This is a genomic window from Serratia sp. BNK-4 (assembly GCF_048685115.1).
GTDB lineage: Bacteria > Pseudomonadota > Gammaproteobacteria > Enterobacterales > Enterobacteriaceae > Serratia > Serratia bockelmannii.
In genome coordinates, this window is record NZ_JBLQTM010000001.1 from 1,674,073 (window position 1) to 1,692,608 (window position 18,536).

Annotated in this window: 22 protein-coding genes; 17 read left to right on the forward strand and 5 right to left on the reverse strand. The window is 56.7% G+C overall.

The genetic code is table 11. The annotated features are described in order from the left end of the window. Positions 1–28: 28 nt before the first annotated feature. The 3 genes from ACMGGW_RS08090 (at position 29) to ACMGGW_RS08100 (ending at position 2,521) form a co-directional block, all read left to right on the forward strand. On the forward strand, positions 29–1,261 hold the full coding sequence (locus ACMGGW_RS08090) for a hypothetical protein (protein WP_197832174.1): 1,233 nt from the start codon (positions 29–31) through the stop codon (positions 1,259–1,261). A 366-nt stretch (positions 1,262–1,627) separates the two neighbouring features. Further along, complete coding sequence (locus tag ACMGGW_RS08095; protein ID WP_197832173.1) at positions 1,628–2,035, forward strand: hypothetical protein; 408 nt, start codon at positions 1,628–1,630, stop codon at positions 2,033–2,035. 135 nt (positions 2,036–2,170) lie between these two features. Then, positions 2,171–2,521 (forward strand): DUF4377 domain-containing protein, encoded by a 351-nt coding sequence (locus ACMGGW_RS08100; RefSeq protein ID WP_025302454.1) that lies wholly within the window; start codon positions 2,171–2,173, stop codon positions 2,519–2,521. A gap of 50 nt (positions 2,522–2,571) precedes the next feature. Here the strand turns inward: ACMGGW_RS08100 and ACMGGW_RS08105 are convergent, their stop codons facing one another. Beyond that, positions 2,572–2,874 carry a hypothetical protein gene (locus ACMGGW_RS08105; RefSeq protein WP_016928136.1) on the reverse strand — a complete coding sequence of 101 codons (303 nt, stop codon included), beginning with the start codon at positions 2,872–2,874 and terminating at the stop codon, positions 2,572–2,574. A 285-nt stretch (positions 2,875–3,159) separates the two neighbouring features. Between ACMGGW_RS08105 and fabV the strand changes: the two genes are divergently transcribed. The 7 genes from fabV (at position 3,160) to ACMGGW_RS08140 (ending at position 7,096) form a co-directional block, all read left to right on the forward strand. Continuing rightward, positions 3,160–4,359 (forward strand): enoyl-ACP reductase FabV, encoded by a 1,200-nt coding sequence (fabV, locus tag ACMGGW_RS08110; protein ID WP_025302456.1) that lies wholly within the window; start codon positions 3,160–3,162, stop codon positions 4,357–4,359. Positions 4,360–4,516: 157 nt separating this feature from the next. Next, on the forward strand, positions 4,517–5,080 hold the full coding sequence (locus ACMGGW_RS08115) for a DUF2975 domain-containing protein (protein ID WP_025302458.1): 564 nt from the start codon (positions 4,517–4,519) through the stop codon (positions 5,078–5,080). A gap of 7 nt (positions 5,081–5,087) precedes the next feature. Beyond that, positions 5,088–5,303, forward strand: a complete 216-nt coding sequence (locus tag ACMGGW_RS08120; RefSeq protein WP_049295399.1) for a helix-turn-helix domain-containing protein — start codon at positions 5,088–5,090, stop codon at positions 5,301–5,303. A gap of 227 nt (positions 5,304–5,530) precedes the next feature. After that, the gene (locus ACMGGW_RS08125; RefSeq protein ID WP_197770032.1) at positions 5,531–5,770 is read left to right on the forward strand and encodes a hypothetical protein; all 240 of its coding nucleotides are present in this window, start codon (positions 5,531–5,533) and stop codon (positions 5,768–5,770) included. A gap of 170 nt (positions 5,771–5,940) precedes the next feature. Next, positions 5,941–6,240, forward strand: coding sequence for a hypothetical protein (locus ACMGGW_RS08130; RefSeq protein WP_049204177.1), 300 nt, complete (start codon positions 5,941–5,943; stop codon positions 6,238–6,240). A 61-nt stretch (positions 6,241–6,301) separates the two neighbouring features. After that, the gene (locus ACMGGW_RS08135) at positions 6,302–6,727 is read left to right on the forward strand and encodes a hypothetical protein (RefSeq protein WP_151428428.1); all 426 of its coding nucleotides are present in this window, start codon (positions 6,302–6,304) and stop codon (positions 6,725–6,727) included. Positions 6,728–6,760: 33 nt separating this feature from the next. Beyond that, entirely contained in the window at positions 6,761–7,096 is a 336-nt protein-coding gene (locus tag ACMGGW_RS08140; RefSeq protein WP_025302462.1) for a hypothetical protein, read from the forward strand. Positions 7,097–7,133: 37 nt separating this feature from the next. Here ACMGGW_RS08140 and dcuR read toward each other — a convergent pair whose 3' ends face one another. From dcuR to ACMGGW_RS08155, 3 genes are all read right to left on the reverse strand, one after another. Next, positions 7,134–7,853, reverse strand: coding sequence for a two-component system response regulator DcuR (dcuR, locus tag ACMGGW_RS08145; RefSeq protein ID WP_004940959.1), 720 nt, complete (start codon positions 7,851–7,853; stop codon positions 7,134–7,136). Beyond that, positions 7,846–9,459, reverse strand: coding sequence for a DcuS/MalK family sensor histidine kinase (locus tag ACMGGW_RS08150; protein ID WP_197832172.1), 1,614 nt, complete (start codon positions 9,457–9,459; stop codon positions 7,846–7,848). Before ACMGGW_RS08150 ends, dcuR begins: the two co-directional genes overlap by 8 nt. Before the next feature lie 125 nt (positions 9,460–9,584). Then, entirely contained in the window at positions 9,585–10,427 is an 843-nt protein-coding gene (locus ACMGGW_RS08155) for a class I fructose-bisphosphate aldolase (RefSeq protein ID WP_049209431.1), read from the reverse strand. A 484-nt stretch (positions 10,428–10,911) separates the two neighbouring features. On the opposite strand from ACMGGW_RS08155, the gene ACMGGW_RS08160 reads away from it, so the two are divergent. The 5 genes from ACMGGW_RS08160 (at position 10,912) to ACMGGW_RS08180 (ending at position 16,347) form a co-directional block, all read left to right on the forward strand. After that, positions 10,912–11,841, forward strand: a complete 930-nt coding sequence (locus ACMGGW_RS08160) for a sugar ABC transporter substrate-binding protein (RefSeq protein ID WP_025302465.1) — start codon at positions 10,912–10,914, stop codon at positions 11,839–11,841. Positions 11,842–11,916: 75 nt separating this feature from the next. Further along, positions 11,917–13,401, forward strand: a complete 1,485-nt coding sequence (locus tag ACMGGW_RS08165) for a sugar ABC transporter ATP-binding protein (RefSeq protein ID WP_025302466.1) — start codon at positions 11,917–11,919, stop codon at positions 13,399–13,401. Between the two features lie 15 nt (positions 13,402–13,416). Continuing rightward, on the forward strand, positions 13,417–14,457 hold the full coding sequence (locus ACMGGW_RS08170; protein ID WP_049204184.1) for an ABC transporter permease: 1,041 nt from the start codon (positions 13,417–13,419) through the stop codon (positions 14,455–14,457). A gap of 65 nt (positions 14,458–14,522) precedes the next feature. Then, positions 14,523–15,443 (forward strand): sugar ABC transporter substrate-binding protein, encoded by a 921-nt coding sequence (locus ACMGGW_RS08175; protein WP_025302468.1) that lies wholly within the window; start codon positions 14,523–14,525, stop codon positions 15,441–15,443. Positions 15,444–15,582: 139 nt separating this feature from the next. Beyond that, complete coding sequence (locus ACMGGW_RS08180) at positions 15,583–16,347, forward strand: SDR family oxidoreductase (RefSeq protein ID WP_197832171.1); 765 nt, start codon at positions 15,583–15,585, stop codon at positions 16,345–16,347. Positions 16,348–16,393: 46 nt separating this feature from the next. On the opposite strand, the gene metQ is transcribed toward ACMGGW_RS08180, so the two are convergent. Further along, positions 16,394–17,209 (reverse strand): methionine ABC transporter substrate-binding lipoprotein MetQ, encoded by an 816-nt coding sequence (gene metQ, locus ACMGGW_RS08185; protein ID WP_043141591.1) that lies wholly within the window; start codon positions 17,207–17,209, stop codon positions 16,394–16,396. A gap of 236 nt (positions 17,210–17,445) precedes the next feature. Between metQ and ACMGGW_RS08190 the strand changes: the two genes are divergently transcribed. Then, positions 17,446–17,964, forward strand: a complete 519-nt coding sequence (locus ACMGGW_RS08190) for a hypothetical protein (RefSeq protein ID WP_025302471.1) — start codon at positions 17,446–17,448, stop codon at positions 17,962–17,964. Positions 17,965–18,110: 146 nt separating this feature from the next. Continuing rightward, entirely contained in the window at positions 18,111–18,536 is a 426-nt protein-coding gene (locus ACMGGW_RS08195) for a universal stress protein (protein WP_025302472.1), read from the forward strand.

Here is an 18,536-nt window from a genome sequence, read left to right on the forward strand (position 1 = left end):
CAAATTTAAGTTAAAAGGATGTCTAACAATGACAAAGGGGTATGTGTCTTTTTTATCAATTATTCCGTTTATGGTGGCTAATTATGCATGTGCATTTTCTACGGCAGATGTTGGCGACATTATTAATAAAGAGATAATTGCCGCCAATGGCAAGCAAATTACTATCAAAGCCAATGAACCGGGTGAGATTAAATCTACAATAAAGCTTGGTGTTGGGCAAGTAATTGAGTTTTCGCCAGGCGTGTGGACTTGCAGTGCGTCACCTTGCATTGTAATTGATAATGCATCCCAAGTTATCGGTTCTGGAATCTATCGCACTCAGTTGAAATTATCCTCGGCTTCTTCTGGGCCTATTATTCAAAGTGCTGACTATGAAAAACTATCAAGCCTGAGCGAAAAAAATGCATTGAAAATTGCATCGCCATTAGATGGTGATAGAAAAAGCCTCCCTGGTGTTAAATACATAAAAATAAAAGACATTACTATTGATGGTGGTGATGGAAAAAAAGCCAGCGTTAATGGTGTTGAAATATATGGTTTATGGTTCTGGCTTGAAGATGTATCAATCGAGCGGTTCTCTGGAGATGCATTAGTTACTCAATTTATTCCAAGCGGTTCTGTTCATCCAGATGAAAATGATGCAATGGAGTCTTACTTTACTCGAGTAAAATTAATTAGCAATAAAGGTAATGGATGGACGATGCGAGGACCGCATGATTCGATCGTTTCTGGGATGATTGCTGCTAACAATGGAGGGTGGGGGATTGATGTTCTGCATAAGGAGGGCTTTTATAGCGGCGGAGGTCTAATGCTTACTAATACCCATCTGTATGCTAACGGTAATGGCATGAGGACTGAGTCAGGGGCAAATATTCTTGCTTATGGGATTGAAAGTGAGGCAAATAAAGGTGTAGGTTTGCTGCTGCGTTCTAATGATTCTATCGTACAAGGAACATTTTATGCCAACAGAACTTATGGTGTTCAAATAGGTGATGATGAGTCTTATTCTGGTGTTAATAACCTGAATCTTCAACTCCATAACAATAAAATAGCACAACTCAAATGGGGGAATAACGCAGGCCATAATATGATTAATGCTGTTGTATTTCCTAATGACTCTAGCCAGAGGTACTTCGAGGGGAGACCCTCAAATACTGACTATGTGGCAACGTCTGGGCCCAACGCTGTTCAGCAGTTCCCCGGTGGGATTTCGATGGATAGCGATCGGAACATGTATGGGATAAAAGAATCCATAAAATAACCTTCCCTCCTATTAATTTACTATTGATTTAATCATTCACCCCGGAGAATCCGGGGTTTTTTGTATTTTTATAGAGATGTGTTCATTCTTTTGTACATATAGGTATCGTATTCAGTTTTTGTTTGTGATTGATTTAGAATAAAATTCTACTTGAGACGCCAGCAACAATCCCCGCTCCTCTTTCGAATCACAGCCACCAACCCGATCTCCATCCCCACCCGCACATATCGCTAATTTAGCCGCACTAAAAGTCATTACGTCATCTATGGCGCTGGTAAGCTCCGGTCATTGCACCCATCACCGGTTAAACGAGGGTGGCGTTATGGGGAATATCAAGATATTAGGCGTTGTAAAAGGAAACCTGCGTTGAACGATCGGCTGAGTCGGTTGAAGAGGGCGTTGCCTGGCTATCTCGAGGCGTGGCGTGAGGGGGCTTTACCCTCTGACTGGGGGCAGATGGCCAACCCCGAAGTGGTTGCCGCCCTGTTGGCGGAGTGGGAGGCGCTAAGCGAATTGGCGTCGTTGTTCGAAACCGCGACTGAAACCCCAACCGAGCCCGCCGCGTTTTGGCGGGCGCGTGCCGAGCAGATGGCGCAGCGCAATCGTGAGTTCAGGGCCCAACTGGCGACGCCAGTCCGTTTGCCCGGCGCGCGGGTGGCATTCTTTGGCTATGTGAAAACGGCGGTGATGGACGCCAGGCAGGTGAGGGCGGCGATTCGTGATGCCGGTTTTCTCATTGATACCGATGATAAAAACGACAGCGTACCGTCATGACCTCTGTCCTGTAACGCATGAGTTTGGAGAATAAGCGCGAGCGAATAATGTCGCCCCTGTGATACGGAGCAAGGTTCAATTCATCCAGTCAATTTGTTAGGATCGTCTGACCTACATGACTATTGGTGCAGTACATTGAAAATCAAAGCGTTGTTATTTGTTGCGTTGGCCGCATTGGCCGGCTGCAGCCAGGAGGGAACCTCGATGAATCAGCCCGCAAATGAGAAAGGCGGCCAAACGGAAGTGTTGCTGGTGAACAGCGCGCTGGTGGACTGCGTGGGCGTCGGCCCGATGAAGTGCATGCAGGTGCGTCGCTCCGCGCAGCAGCCGTGGGAGTTGTTCTATACCGGCATCGAGGGTTTCACCTTCGAACCGGGTTATCAGTATCGGCTGAAAGTGCTTGTTACCCCGGTGGAGAACGTGCCGGCCGATGCCTCATCGCTGCGTTATACGCTGATTGAGCAGCTGGAAAAGAACAAGGCGTAATGGATCTACCTTGTCACCACCAAATGGCGTTTCATTTGGTGGTGACGACTTCAGGAAAGTTTGTCTTTTTTCTTTCTTCTGGAGGATTCGAAAGTGGCGAAGGCATGTGCAAGAGCAAACCCCAACGCACAGTAGCGTAGAGGCCAATTTTCTTTGGTCCATGTTTCAGAGTCAGCAATAAACATCGCGTTGCCGTTGGCAAAAAGGGTAAATTGCCAGCAAAGTATTAAAAAACATATCGTAACCAGAACGACATAACCCTTGGAACCCAGAGGCGGCCTGAAGCCGTATTTCACGGCCAGACAGGCCGCGGCAGCGAGAGTAGAAAGAATATAATATAAAGTTGGTTCCATCACTGTTCCTGGTGATTTTATCTTCCCTGATATTCGACCGAAAAACAGCCACACCATAACGCAACGCCAGAAGCATGATCAACTTTTGCTGATTTAAGAGGGAAGGCTTGAACGCGCTGAGGGTGCGAAGCGTGGCGCGTGGAGGCATCACGATGCGGAGTTGGGCAACCCTGATCCCTCGACTAAACTGGTCTGTTCACTGCGCTTGTTTTCGCACTTTCTTAAGTATATCGAGAAAATCAGGTATATTGTCCTTCGGTTTTTAGCTACCAAGAAAAAATTACTATGATTATCAAACCTAAAATTCGTGGTTTTATCTGCACCACCGCTCACCCGGCAGGCTGTGAAGCCAACGTCCGTGAGCAAATCGCCTACGTTAAGTCGCGCGGCGAACTGAAAAACGGGCCTAAAAAGGTGCTGGTCATTGGTGCATCCACCGGTTACGGTCTGGCCTCGCGCATCAATGCCGCTTTCGGCAGCGGTGCGGCCACCATCGGCGTATTTTTCGAGAAGCCTGGCAGCGAAGGCAAAACCGGTTCCGCCGGTTGGTACAACTCCGCCGGTTTCGACAAGGCAGCTAAAGAAGAAGGCCTGTACGCGAAAAGCATCAACGGCGACGCATTCTCCAACGAGTGCCGTCAAACCGTGATCGATCTGATCAAAAAAGACCTGGGTCAGGTTGACCTGGTGGTTTACTCGCTGGCTTCGCCGGTGCGTAAAATGCCGGAAACCGGCGAAGTGGTGCGTTCCGCACTGAAGCCGATCGGCGAGCCGTACAAATCCGTTGCGCTGGACACCAACAAAGACGTGCTGGTTGAAGCCGTGGTCGAGCCGGCCAACGAGCAAGAAATCGCCGACACCGTGAAGGTGATGGGCGGCCAGGACTGGCAGCTGTGGATGGACGCGCTGGACGAAGCGGGCGTGCTGGCGGATAACGCGCAGTCTGTCGCTTACTCCTACATTGGTACCGATCTGACCTGGCCAATCTACTGGCACGGTACGCTGGGCAAGGCGAAAGAAGATCTGGATCGCGCGGCGCAGGCCATCAACCAGAAGCTGCAGGCCAAAGGCGGCGCGGCTTACGTTGCGGTGCTCAAGTCGGTGGTAACTCAGGCCTCCTCCGCCATTCCGGTGATGCCGCTGTATATCTCCATCGTGTTCAAAATCATGAAGGAGCAGGGCATTCACGAAGGCTGCATCGAGCAGATCCAGCGTCTGTTCGCGACCAAGCTGTACAGCGGTGCGGCGCCGGACACCGACGAGAAACACCGTCTGCGCCTGGATGACTGGGAACTGCGCGATGCCGTGCAGGAAACCTGCCGTGAAATCTGGCAGCAGCTGAACGACAATAACATCAACGAACTGACCGATTACCAGGGCTACAAGGCGGAATTCCTGCGCCTGTTCGGCTTCGGTCTGCAGGGCGTTGATTACGATGCCGATCTGAGCGGCGAAGCCAACTTCGACGTGATCGAACTGGTCTAAGCGCGGCGAGCAGTCAAACAAGGTCGGGTTAGCCCGGCCTTTTTTATTGCCCGCGCATTGGCGCCCACCGTCTGACTCATCAGTCCACTTGATCATTGACAGCAATAAATTATCGTTTTACGATAATTTATTGCTGTTGATTAAGGGATAGAAAATTATGGGCGCTGCGCCAAGGATCCATCTGCCGCTGTACGTGCGTTGTCTGTGTTTGCTCATTATGGCGATGCTGATCGTCAGCACCGGCGTTGAGATGTTCATCATTGTGCGGGATTGGCTGCAGGGCGTAGCCTATCGCGATATCGTCGCCTCTTACCGGGAATATTACCCGGAGCTGCTTGCCTACGCGATCCCGCAGCAACGCTGGGCGCTGTTCGCCACGCTGCTTATCGACATGCTCGGTTATTTGCCCTATTACAGCGCGCTGCTGTGCGGCGCCGGGCTGTTTTATCAATTTTTCCGCGGCAACGTGTGGCATCGCAACAATATGGTGCTGTTGCAGATCATCGGCATCTTGCTGATCGTCGATGTGTTGTTCCCGTCGTTAGCCGGTCTGCTGCAGGTGATGGTATTGACCGCCGATGAAAAAATGCTGTTTATCCTTTATTATGGCGTCAATAGCGAGTCGGTGCGCTCGCTGATCGTAGGCTGCGCAATCCTGGTATTTAGCCGGGTATTTCTGGAAGCGTTGCGGCTGAATGAAGAACAGCTTTCTTTCGTGTGAGAATAGAGTGGCAATAATCGTAAGTCTTGATGTCATGTTGGCCAAAAGGAAGATGCGTTCAAAGGAGCTGGCGGAGCAGGTGGGGATCACTGAGCAAAACCTGTCTCTGTTGAAAAACGGCAAGGTCAAGGGAGTCAGGCTGGAAACGCTGGACAAGATCTGCCGCATTCTCGACTGCCAGCCTGGCGATCTGTTGACCTGGCAGCCGGACGGCGAAGAGTAAGATCCCAGCGCACTCGGAAGTGCGCTGAACCTGCTGGCCCATTTCTGCGATTAGCGTTATCTTATTGAGCGATATTTGTTTTATTCAGGTTAATTAAAATAACGGGTGATTAACACTTGCGTATTCTTTTTGTCGCTGGCGATGGCATGCGGCGAACGTTATTAAACTAAATAAACTCATTTTTCATTTACCGTCACTACCAATGGCGTTATTTTAAGGGGAATAGTATGACATGGCGTAATTATCTTCTGGCATTGTGTCTGGTATTAAACGGATGCAGTGCCATTTACCCCACTGTTTCATCCTCATCCTCCTCCACTCACTGGGGGAATTGGGGAGCACCGCAGCCCGCAACGCGAGAACAAAAACAGCGTATTATCGCCGGTGAATCCGCCGCTTCCGTGCTGAATGAAGGCCGGGTCGGTATCGGCGGTACGCTGGACTGGTCGAAAATAGGGGGGCGCTAATCGCCACTCTTTATTCAGCGTGGCGCCAGACGTTATCTCAGAGATATTATGGAGCGGTTTATTATTAATTCGCTACTCTGTTTTTCCGATGCGTTATTTATCTTTAAACGATGAATCTCTGCTTGTTGAATTTATATCGACATACCTAGACATCATTACAGGAGTTTTCAATGGCAAAGCGTATTGTCGCCATGTTGATAATGTCGTTGTTGAGTCTGCAAGCAAATGCGGCCCGTTACGATCGGCAATGCGAGGGAGTTTCTCCCGTGCTGTTTCAGAAGAAATTGAAAGAGCTGGCGCATGGCCTGCGACAAGAGATGGCGGTGCCGACACCACCCACGGAGAACGAGGCTGAAACCTTGGCGCGTCTGGCGGAATGCGATGGCGAAAACGCGAAAACGCCGGCGACGGGAGGGCAACATGCGCCCGATCCCGCAGAGCCTCATATGTCTTCACTCAATGGCTGTTGAACGGTTCTCTGCGTCATTTTTCGTGGCGCGCCCCAGTCGGCTTATTCATGGAGCTTGTGTATTGAAAATACCCTCGTTAATCACTGCGGCGCTGGCGCTGCTGGCCTCATTTTGCAGTCAGGCGTTCATCGATCGCCATTCCTCGCCCGGCGCCTCGACGGAAAGTCCCTCTGCGGCGGGATGCCCGGCGCGGCTGGATGGCTTGTTGCAGCATATTTGGTTGGCTGAACAGATTCAGGCGGAGCGCATGCAGCTGGCGCGGCTGCGTGCGGAGCGGGAAGCGTTGGAAATGTGGTTGCAAACACAGAAAACGGCGAGACGTTCTGCGCAGGGGCACCAGAGCGCCCGATCGGCCTGCGAACAGGGAGCCGATATTGTTCGCTGCCTGTCGCTGCGTCTGCGCCGGACGTCCCTGATGGGGCCGCATCGGCCGTTTGTCGGCGCATATTGCCGGGCCTGGCTGAATGGTCGGCCGCTGAATTGCTAAAGATGAGAACAGGGACTTGTCAGGAGTTTATCGATGAAAATGATAGTGTTGACCGGCGTGGCCTTGTGTTGCGCCAGCTTCGCGCAGGCGCGGGTGGATCTGGAATACCATGCGGCGGCGCCGAAGGACAGTAAGATCACCGAGGAATACCAGAAAAAGCGTGATGCATTGCGTCACAAGGTGTGGAATGTCGATAACCTGACGCTGGTCAACGAGCAGGCGATTGCACGGGAACAGCAGCGCGAGGCAGCAGAGGCCGCCGAGCGGCAGCAGCGGAACCTGGAACAGCAGGAGAAAAAGCAGCGTTGCCTGCGCAGACATTCGAAAGATCCTCACCCCGAGGCGAAGTGTTACATGCACAACTTCTAGCCTTTAACGTCCGGGCGCTTGCTGCGCCCGGCGTCGTTTAGGCCGGGCGGCAATGCTCTTTCAGCATGGCGATCGCATCAGGTTTCAACTGATACAGATAGACCGGTCGGCCAGTGGCGCCGTACAGAATACGGGTGCCGAGAATGCCGCTCTCCGCCAGATAGATGAGGTACTTGCGGCAGGACACCCGCGAAATGCCGATGGCGTTGGCCAGGTTGTCGGTGGAAAATTCGCTGTCGTGCTGCTGTTCGATCCACTCGCACACCGTGCTCAGGGTGATGCTGGTTAGCCCTTTCGGCAGCTTCTTGCTCTCCTGGCCGCCGGGCTGGCGGCGTAGCAGGCTGTCGACGTCGGCCTGCGAAAACTCGCGCTGCGCCAAAAGCTGCGACTGTTGCCGGTAGTGGCTCAGCGCCTCCTTGAAGCGGCTGAACTGGAACGGCTTGATCAGGTAATCCACCACGCCGTAGTGCAGCGCTTTTTGCACCGTGTTCACGTCGCTGGCGGAGGAGATGATGATCACATCGGTCTTCTCGCCGAGTTCGCGCAGGCCGGGCAGCAGATCCAGCCCGTTCTCCTGCTGCATGTAGATATCCAACAACACCAGATCGATGCTGACGCTGGCATCGGCCAGCAGGGCGCGCGCCTGGCTCAGAGTGGCGACCGTCGCTTGGCAGTGAAAACCGCCGACCTGGCTCAGGTAGTATTTGTTCAGCTCCGCCACCATCGGGTCGTCGTCGACAATCAGTACGTTAATCATGGGCTCTGCTCTTGGCCTGATAGGGAAGGTGCACGAAAAATTGGGTCAGCTCGCCCGGTTCGAATTCGAAATCGATGCTGCCGCCCAGTTTCTCCAGATGGCTGCGGATCAGCGCTAGGCCGATGCCGCGTCCCGTTCCCTTGGTGGAAAATCCGTGTTCGAAGATGCGCGCGGCGATCGCCGGATCGATGCCGGGGCCGTCGTCGCTGACGATACAGTGTAATTGATCGTCGTGGTGATGGAAGCTCAGGCCGATCTCGTGTCCCTCAACGCCGTCGATGGCGTCGATGGCGTTTTCGATCAGGTTGCCGAGCACGCTGATCAGCACATGGGTGGTCTCCGCATCGTCGGTTTCTGGCAGCAGGCTGGTTTCCTCGATGGTCAGTTCGATGCCGGCCTCATGGGCGCGGCTGATCTTGCCGATGAAGAAGCCCGCCACTTCCGGCGAATGGATCTTGCGCAGCAACGCGCCGATCTCTTCCTGGTAGTTGCTGGCGGTGTTGATGATGTAGTTTTCCAACTGCTGATAGGCCTTCATGTGCAGCATGCCGAGTATCACATGCAGCTTGTTCATAAATTCGTGCGACTGCACCCGCAGGGCGTCGGCGTAGTGTGCCATGCCGCTCAGGCGCTGCAGCAAGCGGCTGACCTCGGTTTTGTCGCGGAAGGTGGCGATGGCGCCGGTCACCTGGCCGTTGACGATCACCGGCACGGTATTGGTCAGCAGTTCGCTGCCGTTGAAGCTGATCTGCCGATCGCGCAGCGGTTCGCCGCTGGCCAGCACCTCCGCCAGATGCAGCTGCGCCGGCCAATGCTTGCTGGCGGCTTCCAGCAGCAGGTTTTCCACCGGCCCGCTCTGGCGCAGCAGGCGCTTGGCTTCGTCATTGACGATGGTGATGCGGGATTCATTATCGACCGCGATCACGCCTTCTTTAATCGACTGCAGCATGGCGTTGCGCTGTTCGAACAGGTTGGAGATTTCGTAAGGCTCGAAACCCAGCATGATGCGTTTGAGCGCGGAGACCAGGAAGAAGGTGCCCAGGCTGCCGACCAACGCGGCGAAGGCGATGGTCCAATAGATGATCCAGCGGCTCTCCGCCACCACCCGCTGCACGGTGTCCAGCGCGATGCCGAGCGCCACCACGCCGATTTGTTTTTTCTGATCGTCATACACCGGCACGAACACCCGCAGCGCCGGGGCCAGCGTGCCGCGGTTGATGGCGCTGTTGACGTTGCCTTGCAACGCGGGCGCCAGATCGTCGCCGATAAAATGCTTGCCGATCAGCCAGGGTTTAGGGTGCGAATAGCGGATGCCCTGCATATCCACCACCACCACGAACAGTAGCTCGTTTTGATGGCGCACCTGCTCGGCGAAGTGCTGAATGGCGCCGCTTTGATCGCGCCGCTGCAAGCCGTCGATCACGGTGTTGGAGAGCGCCAGCGTGTTGGCGACGGCGATGGCTTTTTGCTGCAGCTGATCTTGCCCTTCGCGGCTCATCTGCACGAAAAACAGCGCGAATACCACCAGCAGCACCGAAGCGATGATGGCGGACACCATCAGCGTGATGGAGGTGCTCAGCTTGAGCGGCACCCGTTGTTTTGGCATGGCGGTTCTCCGAATGGCGATTTCACGGCATATTCTAGCGAGGAATGAGGCAAGCTGCAGTTACCGGCAGCAGGTTATAGCATGCTGCCGGGGTGCGGAGGGGTTATTTTAGTTACAAAAGCGGGTCATTGCTGGTGGTAGAGCTCCAGCGCCTGTTGGCCGCTGGCACCTTGATGGATGATCGCCATCAGGGCGCGCACCACCTGCGACGGATTGCTGTGTTGGTAAACGTTGCGGCCATAGACCATGCCGGAAGCGCCCTGGGCCATCAGCGCGGCGGATTTTTCCAGCACCGGCCCCAGCTCCCCCTTGCCGCCGCCACGCACCAGCGTCGGGCAGCGCGCCGCTTCCACCACGCGGTGAAAATCCTCCACCCGATCGGTCGGATCGGCCTTGATGATGTCGGCACCCAGCTCGCGCGCCAGCCGCACCAGCGGCACGATCTTCTCCACGTCACCCAGCGATCCGTAGGCGGCGCCCTGGCCGGCTGGCGCCATTACCAGCGGTTCGATCATCAGCGGCATGGCGTAGCGATCGCAGGCGTGGCGCAGGCGGCCGATGTTCTCCACGCATTGGCGGAAAATGCCGGGTTCATCCGGGATCATATACAGATTGACCACCACCGCGGCGGCGTCCATTTGCAGCGCGGCGAGGATCGGCGCTTCCGGGTTGTGCAACACCGCCCACATCTCACGGTGGCGCGCGGCGTTATAGGCGTTGCCGACGTCGGTGCGCATCACCAGCGCCGGCTTTTCGCGCTGCGGCGCGCGCTGCAGCAGCTCCGCCTGGCCGTAGTTGACCTGAATGGCGTCGGGGCGCGCGGCGATCAGGTTGCCCATCACCCGTTCGATATCTTCCAGGCCGATTAAAAAATCCGGTTCGTTGGCGATGCCGTGATCGATCGCCACATCCAGGCACTTGCCGTTGTTGAACAGGCGGTTCATCCGCACCTTACTGCTGAGCTGCATGTCAGGTCCTCCTGAGATAGGGATATGTCCATTATTGCCGAGTAAGAATGGTCGGGAAACGCGGAAACCGCAAACTGCGTAGCCGCTCGCAGTTTTTGCCGGCGCACGAAAGGGGAACGCTCGCCGGTGGCTTTCATTTCATTTGTTAGATCCGTGTCATGTTTTTGTTAATAAGCCATTCCAAAATGCATGTTTCGCTTGTTTGGGTTAAAAAGTTTCAATAATCTAAATTATGAAATAAACATTTAAAAACGCGATAAAGACGCCGTTTGCTGTGCCAGGGGTTTATTTCAATTGATTGTTTTTAATCTGTTTTGAGATATCGATCACCATTTTTTTCACGGCCTTAATACGGCGATAACGCGGTAATTTCGCCGTATCAAAGGGATAACACCGACCGTATTGTTGTTTGAATGTAAAAAATATTTTTCATTAGCTGTCAACCAACAGACCTCTTCATTCTAACGATTAAAGGGTAACGAACATGAAGCTGAAGAAACTGATCGCCGCCTCGGTACTGATGTGTATGCTGCCGGCCAGCGTGTTGGCGAAAGACATCAAGATCGGCGTTTCCATGGCTTACTTCGATGACAACTTCCTCACCATTCTGCGCCAGTCGATGCAAAGCAAAATGAAGGCCGACGGCAACGTCAGCGGCCAGTTCGAAGACGCCAAGGGCGACATCGCGCAGCAAATTCAACAAATCGAAAACTTCGTCAGCCAGGGCGTCGACGCCATCATCCTCAACCCAGTGGATACCCAGGGCGTCAAGCCGATGATCAAGCTGGCCGAGAAGGCCAAGATCCCGCTGGTGTTCGTCAACCGCAAGCCGGAAGTGGCGCTGCCGGCCGGCATGGCCTACGTCGGCTCCGATTCCAAGCTGGCCGGCAAGCTCCAGATGGAAGAGCTGGCCAAGCTGATGAACGGCAAGGGCAACGTGATGATCCTGATGGGCGAGCTGTCGAGCGAAGCCACGCGCGACCGCACTCGCGGCGTGGAAGAGGTGGCGGCCAACTACCCCGGTATCAAAATAGTCGACAAACAAACCGCTAAGTTCTTCCGTAAAGAGGCCGTGGACGTCACCACCGACTGGATTTTGTCCGGCCAGCAGATTGACGCCATCGCCTCCAACAACGACGAAATGGCCATCGGCGCTATTTTGGCGCTGAAGCAAGCCAAGAAATCCGGCGTGCTGGTGGCCGGCGTTGACGGCACGCCGGACGCGCTGGAGTTCATCAAGAAGGGCGATCTGGCGTTGAGCGTGTTCCAGGACGCCAAAGGCCAGGGCGAGGGCGCGGTGCAAACCGCCGTTCAGCTGGTGAAAGGCGAGAAAGTGGAGAGCAACGTGCTGATCCCTTACCAGCTGATCACCCAGGCCAATTACCAGCAATTCGCCGATAAAAACAAGAAATAAGCCTTGAAGCCCGCCGCGGGCGCCGGTGTGGGGCGATCGCGGCGGAAAACGTGGGTCAGTGCGGAGGTAAGCGGTATGTACCCTTATGTTCTTGAGGCCGAAGGCATCAGTAAGCAGTTCCCCGGCGTCAAAGCGCTGGATAAGGTCTCGATTAAAATCAAACCCGGCAGCGTGCACGCGCTGATGGGGGAAAACGGCGCGGGCAAATCGACGCTGATGAAATGCCTGATCGGCATCTACCACCCGGACGAAGGCTCGATCAAAATCAAAGGCCGGCCGGTCACCTTCAGCGATACGCTGCAGGCGCTGCATTCGGGCATTTCCATGATCCACCAGGAGCTGAACCTGGTGCCTGACATGACGGTCGCGGAAAACATCTGGTTGGGGCGCGAGCCGGCGCGGCTGGGGTTCGTCAACCACGAGCAGCTGAACGAACAGACCCGCGAGCTGCTGGCGCGGCTGAACATCAAACTGCAGCCGGATACGCTGGTGGGCGAGTTGAGCATCGCCAATCAGCAGATGGTGGAGATCGCCAAGGCGGTGTCCTACAACGCAGACGTGCTGATCATGGATGAACCGACCTCGGCGCTGACCGAAGGCGAAGTGGTGCACCTGTTCGCCATCATCCGTGAACTGCGCGAGCAGGGCAAAGGCATCATCTATATCAGCCACAAGATGGACGAGATCTTCGCCATCACCGACGAAGTGAGCATTTTCCGTGACGGCACCTTCATCGCCTGCGACAAAACCGAAAACCTGACCAAACAGTCGCTGATCACCATGATGGTGGGGCGCGAACTGACGCAGATGTTCCCCAAATTCAACAACAATATCGGCGAGGAAGTGCTGCGGGTGGCGGGGCTGCGCCGCAGCGGCTGGTTTCATGACGTCTCGTTCAGCGTCAAACGCGGCGAGATCCTCGGCGTCGCCGGGCTGGTGGGCGCCGGGCGCAGCGAAGTGATGGAAAGCCTGTTCGGCATGCACCCGGCGGACGGCGGCGAGATCTTTATCGAAGGCCAGGCGGTGAAGGTGGATTCCCCGGCGAAGGCGATCGAGAGCGGGCTGGCGTTTCTCACCGAAGACCGCAAGAAATCCGGCCTGTTTCTGGTGCTGTCGGTGGTCGAGAACATGAGCATCGTCAACCTGTCGGAATACATCGGCAAGAACGGTTTCGTCAGCCATGTGCAGATGGCCAAAGACTGCATGGATCAGATCAAAAAGCTCAACATCAAAACGCCGACCATGGATCAGATCATCAATAACCTCAGCGGCGGCAACCAGCAGAAGGTGCTGATCGCGCGTTGGCTGTTGGCGCAGCCGAAAATCCTGATCCTCGACGAACCGACGCGCGGCATCGACGTGGGGGCGAAAGCGGAAATCTACCGCCTGATCAGCGAGCTGGCCAACCGCGGCGTCGCCATCATTCTGGTCTCCTCCGAGCTGCCGGAGATCCTCGGCATGAGCGACCGGGTGATGGTGATGCACGGCGGCCGCATCACCGGCATTTTGGACAAAGACGACGCGGACCAGGAGAAGATCCTGGCGCTGGCCTCAGAATAACGAAGGGTGAACATCATGAGTAACGTAAAGATTGAGAAGCCGCTCTCCGCCGATTCAACGGGCAAGGGAGGGCTGTTCTCCGGGCTGAGCGGCAAAATGCCGAAAGACACCGGTATCTTCATCGTGATGATCGGCATCGCGCTGATCTTCGAAATCCTCGGCTGGTACATGCGCGATCAGTCGTTCCTGCTGAACCCGAACCGCCTGCTGCTGATCGTGCTGCAGGTGGCGATCATCGGCATCATCGCGGTGGGCGTCACCCAGGTGATCATCACCACCGGCATCGATCTCTCCTCCGGCTCGCTGATTGCGCTGACCGCGGTGGTGGCGGCCAGCCTGGCGCAGACCTCGGACAGCATCTCGCCGATGTACCCGGGGCTGCTCGATCTGCCGGCGGCGATCCCGATCGGCGCCGGGATTGGGGTGGGCATCGTCTGTGGCTTTATCAACGGCTTCCTGATCACCCGCACCGGCATTCCGCCGTTCATCGCCACGCTGGGGATGATGGTATCGGCGCGCGGCCTGGCGCAGTACTACACCAAGGGGAACCCAGTCAGCTTCCTGTCGGACGGCTTCACGTCAATCGGCCAGGGCGCGATGCCGGTGATCATCTTCCTGGTGATTGCGGTGATCTTCCATATCGCGCTCAAACACACCCGCTACGGCAAATACATCTACGCCATCGGCGGCAACATGACCTCGGCGCGGGTCTCCGGCATCAACGTCAATAAGTACCTGGTGACGGTTTACACCATCGCCGGCGGCCTGGCGGGGTTGGCGGGCGTGGTGCTGGCGGCGCGCGTCAGCAGCGGCCAGTCGAGCATGGGGATGTCGTACGAGCTGGACGCCATCGCCGCGGCGGTGATCGGCGGCAGCAGCTTGATGGGCGGTGTCGGGCGCATTACCGGCACGCTGATCGGCGCGGTGATCCTCGGCCTTATCAAAAGCGGCTTCACCTTTATCGGCGTCGATTCTTACATTCAGGACATCATCAAAGGCGTGATTATCGTCGCCGCCGTGTCGATCGACATGCGTCGCAACCGCAAAAAACACTGATTGCCGTGAATTGCCGCCGGCGCCAAGGTGGGCCGGCGGCGTTTTTTTACCCGGGGGGACACATCATGAACTTTCTGAAAGGGCTGTGGCTGGCGGCGGCGCTGTGCGCTTCCGCGCCGGCATGGGCGCAAACCATCGGCGTATCGATGGCCTATTTCGACCAGAACTTCCTCACCATTATCCGCCAGGCGATCGACAAGGAGGCCAAAGCGCGCGGCATTACCGTACAGTTCGAAGACGCGCGCGGCGACGTCGGCCGCCAGACCGATCAGGTGCAGAGCTTTATCAGCGCCGGGGTGGACGCGATTATCGTCGATCCGGTCAACTCGGCCAGCACCCCGGTGATGACCAAAATGGTCCAGGCCGCCGGCGTGCCGCTGGTGTACGTGAACCGCACGCCGGGCGACGCCAAACTGCCGCAGGGCGTGGTGTTCGTCGGCTCCGACGAGCGGGAGTCCGGCACGCTGCAGATGGAAGAGCTGGCGCGGCTGGCCAACTATCAGGGCAACGTGGCCGTAATGATCGGCAACCTGACCGACGCCGGCGCGCTGCAGCGCACCAAAGACGTGGAGCAGGTGGTGGCCAAATACCCGAAAATGAAGGTGGTGCAGAAACAGAGCGCCAACTATTCACGCAGTGAAGGCATGGATCTGATGATGAACTGGCTGACCAACGGCGAAGCGATCGACATCGTCGCTGCCAACAATGACGAGATGGCGATCGGCGCGATCATGGCGCTGCAGCAGGCGGGCAAGGCGGACAAGAAAGTGCTGATCGGCGGCATCGACGCCACGCCGGACGGCCTCAAGGCGCTGGCCTCCGGCAAGATGCAGGTCACGGTGTTCCAGGACGCGGTCGGCCAGGGCAAGGCCTCGGTCGATGTGGCGCAGCGCATGATCAACGGTGAAAAACTCGAGCCGTATTACTGGATCCCGTTCGAGCTGGTGACGCCGGCCAATCAGGGGAAATATGCGGCCAGGCCGTAAGTTAACCGCCAGGTTCGCGTTGCCGGGGCGCTGCTTGCAGCGCCTTTCTTATTGGCGTCAGTTACATGTCCGCTTGCGGCCAGCGCGGCGCCGAATCTTGCCTCACACTGAGGATCTTTAAACCGCGTGAGGATGAGCGATGAACGCATTAAACGGCAAGGTGGCGGTGATCGGCGGCGCCAGTTCGGGGATCGGCAAAGCGGCGGCGCTGCTATTCGCCCGGCAGGGCGCAGCGCTGGTGTTGGGCGCGCGGCGCGAGCCGCTGTTGGCCGAGCTGGTAGAGGACATTCGACGCGAGGGCGGCCGGGCGTTGGCGGTAGCCGGTGACGTGCGCGACGAAGCCTTCGCCGAACGGTTGACGGCGACGGCCGTCGATGAGTTCGGCGGGCTGGATATCGCCTTCAACAACGCCGGCACGTTGGGGCCGCTGGGGCCGTCGCTGGCGCACAGCACGTCAGAATGGCGCGACGTGCTGGAAACCAACCTGTCCAGCGCTTACTACAGCGCCAAATATCAAATCCCCGCCATGCTGGCGCGCGGCGCAGGCTCGGTGATCTTCACCTCCACGTTCGTCGGCCACACCGCGGCGTTTCCCGGTACGGCGGCCTATGCGGCCAGCAAATCGGGGCTGATCGGCCTGACGCAGGCGCTGGCGGTGGAGTTCGGCGGGCGCGGCATTCGGGTGAACGCGCTGCTGCCGGGGGGCACCGACACGGCGATGGGGCGGCAGATGAGCAATACCCCGGAAGCGCTGGCGCAGGTGGCCGAACTGCACGCGCTGAAGCGGCTGGCGATGCCGGAGGAGATCGCACAGGCGGCGCTGTATCTGGCGTCTGACGCCTCCTCATTCGTCACCGGCACCGCGATGCTGGTGGACGGCGGCGTTTCCATCCAGCGCGGCTGAGGTTGGCAGGGCCCGTGGCCGGGCGCCACGGGCCCTACGCGAGGCATTACCAGCCTTTGACGGCGTCGCCCTTGTAGATTTCGGTGGCGCTGGCCGCCACTTCATCGGTCTGATAGGCCTTGACCAGATCCTTCACTTTCTCGCTGTCTTTGTTGTCGATGCGGCTGGCGAAGATGTTGACGTACGGCGAGTTTTTGTCCTCGACAAACAGTCCGTCCTTGGCAGGCGACAGGCCAATCTGGCTGGAATAGTTGGTGTTGATGATCGCCAGCGTCACCTGTTGGTCGTCCAGCGCGCGCGGCAGCTGCGGCGCTTCAATCTCGACGATCTTCAGCTTTTTCGGGTTGCTGACGATGTCCAGCGCGGTCGGCAGCAGGCCGACGCCGTCTTTCAGAGTAATCAGCCCCTGTTTTTGCAACAGCAGCAGCGAGCGGCCCAGGTTGGTCGGATCGTTCGGCACCGCCACCTGCGCGCCGTCCGGCAGTTGGCTGAGTGCGGTTATCTTCTTCGAATAGCCGGCGATCGGGTAGACGAAGGTGTTGCCTACCGCCGCCAGCTTGTAGCCGCGCTCCTGCATCTGTTTGTCCAGATACGGTTTGTGTTGAAAGGCGTTGACGTCCAGATCGCCGTTGTTCAGCGCTTCGTTCGGCAGCACGTAATCGTTGAAGGTCACCACCTCCACGTCCAGATCGTATTTCTGCTTGGCCACTTTCTGCACCACCGCCCACAGCGACTGATCGATGCCGGCGCTGATGCCGACCTTGATGTGGTGATCGTCCTGTGCGGTCGGGCCGCAGGCGGTCAGCAGCAGCGTGCCGGCGGCGGCCAGCGCCAGGGTGAGGTTTTTCAGCGTAAATGTCATTTTCCCAGGGTCCTTGTCAACATTGCCTGCTAATTTTTGCAGGCAGAATAGTGGCAGTGACTGTAGGTAATCGCTGGGCTAAAACAAAATACTGATTCACTATGACTCATAGCGATTAGCTATGAGCGGCCGCTGCCCGGCACGGTGCGGATTGTTTTGACGGCGAATCGGCGGGCTTATTATGATAGCCGTTGGCCCGCAAGGGCAGACTGGGTACTGAAACGAAGGAATAGACAATGCGATTGAACACTTGGAGCAAGGCGCTGTTGCCGCTGGTGGTGTTGGCCTGCGTCTCGGCGACTCAGGTTCGGGCGGCGGAGAGCGATACCGGACCGATCCCTAAACAGCTGCTGGGCAACTGGCGCGTCAGCAAGATCGTGCCGACCCAGACCACCGGCTGCTGGGATCAACAGCAGGCGCAGAGCCTGATCGGCGGCAAAATCAGCTATAAGGCGGATGCATTCAGCTGGAACGGCACGGCGCTGAAAAGCGAAGGGGCCACCGTCAGCACCGTAGAAGCGCAGGAGTTTGTCGAGGACAATTCCGGCAGCAGCTCCTACATCGATTTCCCGATGCTGGGCATCAGCACGCCGTCGGTCGAACGCGTGGTCATTCAGCATGCGGATACTACCATCAAAGGCATCACCGATCAGGGCACCGATGGGGTGCCCGGCGATAACGTGCTGGTGAAAGACGCCAACACGCTGATCCTGTCGTTGTGCAACGTCTGGTTTGAGGCGCAGCGCGAGAAGTAATTTTTACCTTCAGCCCCGGCAACGGGGCTTTCCCACCGCATCGCCACCCGTCGTACGCGCCATTTCTGAACTAAAATTAACCATAACGATATGCCCTGACGTGATATCGGAGCCTCGGCTCTACCGAGTCCATGACAGGAGGCGCTATGTGTTATCACCATATTGTCATCGCCACCGATCTGAGCGATGACGGCAAACGGTTGGTCGAAAAGGGGGCGCGGCTGGCGGAGGCGCTGCAGGCCAAACTCTCGCTGATCTATGTCGACGTTCACTACGACACCTACCACGCGGCGATCGGTTTTTCGGAGCGCAGCGATAACGGCGTGCCGTTCGAAGAGAAGATCCGCAAAGAGCTGGAGCCCACCACGCAAAACGTCAATTACCCGATCGCGGAAGTGATTATTGGGCGCGGCGGCTTCGTTGACGAACTGCGCACGGCAGTCGTGGATAAGAACATCGATCTGCTGGTGTTCGGCCATCACCACGATCTGTGGAGCAATCTGTTTTCTTCCACCCGCAACGCCATCAACCAGCTGAATATCGACGTGCTGGTGATCCCGATCCGCTCATAA

Coding starts and splice junctions, on each gene's coding strand:
- ACMGGW_RS08190 (WP_025302471.1), top strand. CDS start 17,446: ATGCGATTGAACACTTGGAGCAAGGCGCTGTTGCCGCTGGTGGTGTTG.
- ACMGGW_RS08130 (WP_049204177.1), top strand. CDS start 5,941: ATGGCAAAGCGTATTGTCGCCATGTTGATAATGTCGTTGTTGAGTCTG.
- ACMGGW_RS08125 (WP_197770032.1), top strand. CDS start 5,531: ATGACATGGCGTAATTATCTTCTGGCATTGTGTCTGGTATTAAACGGA.
- ACMGGW_RS08160 (WP_025302465.1), top strand. CDS start 10,912: ATGAAGCTGAAGAAACTGATCGCCGCCTCGGTACTGATGTGTATGCTG.
- ACMGGW_RS08140 (WP_025302462.1), top strand. CDS start 6,761: ATGAAAATGATAGTGTTGACCGGCGTGGCCTTGTGTTGCGCCAGCTTC.
- ACMGGW_RS08155 (WP_049209431.1), bottom strand. CDS start 10,427: ATGCAGCTCAGCAGTAAGGTGCGGATGAACCGCCTGTTCAACAACGGC.
- ACMGGW_RS08175 (WP_025302468.1), top strand. CDS start 14,523: ATGAACTTTCTGAAAGGGCTGTGGCTGGCGGCGGCGCTGTGCGCTTCC.
- ACMGGW_RS08165 (WP_025302466.1), top strand. CDS start 11,917: ATGTACCCTTATGTTCTTGAGGCCGAAGGCATCAGTAAGCAGTTCCCC.
- fabV (WP_025302456.1), top strand. CDS start 3,160: ATGATTATCAAACCTAAAATTCGTGGTTTTATCTGCACCACCGCTCAC.
- ACMGGW_RS08150 (WP_197832172.1), bottom strand. CDS start 9,459: ATGCCAAAACAACGGGTGCCGCTCAAGCTGAGCACCTCCATCACGCTG.
- ACMGGW_RS08180 (WP_197832171.1), top strand. CDS start 15,583: ATGAACGCATTAAACGGCAAGGTGGCGGTGATCGGCGGCGCCAGTTCG.
- ACMGGW_RS08115 (WP_025302458.1), top strand. CDS start 4,517: ATGGGCGCTGCGCCAAGGATCCATCTGCCGCTGTACGTGCGTTGTCTG.
- dcuR (WP_004940959.1), bottom strand. CDS start 7,853: ATGATTAACGTACTGATTGTCGACGACGACCCGATGGTGGCGGAGCTG.
- ACMGGW_RS08105 (WP_016928136.1), bottom strand. CDS start 2,874: ATGGAACCAACTTTATATTATATTCTTTCTACTCTCGCTGCCGCGGCC.
- ACMGGW_RS08090 (WP_197832174.1), top strand. CDS start 29: ATGACAAAGGGGTATGTGTCTTTTTTATCAATTATTCCGTTTATGGTG.
- ACMGGW_RS08170 (WP_049204184.1), top strand. CDS start 13,417: ATGAGTAACGTAAAGATTGAGAAGCCGCTCTCCGCCGATTCAACGGGC.
- metQ (WP_043141591.1), bottom strand. CDS start 17,209: ATGACATTTACGCTGAAAAACCTCACCCTGGCGCTGGCCGCCGCCGGC.
- ACMGGW_RS08195 (WP_025302472.1), top strand. CDS start 18,111: ATGTGTTATCACCATATTGTCATCGCCACCGATCTGAGCGATGACGGC.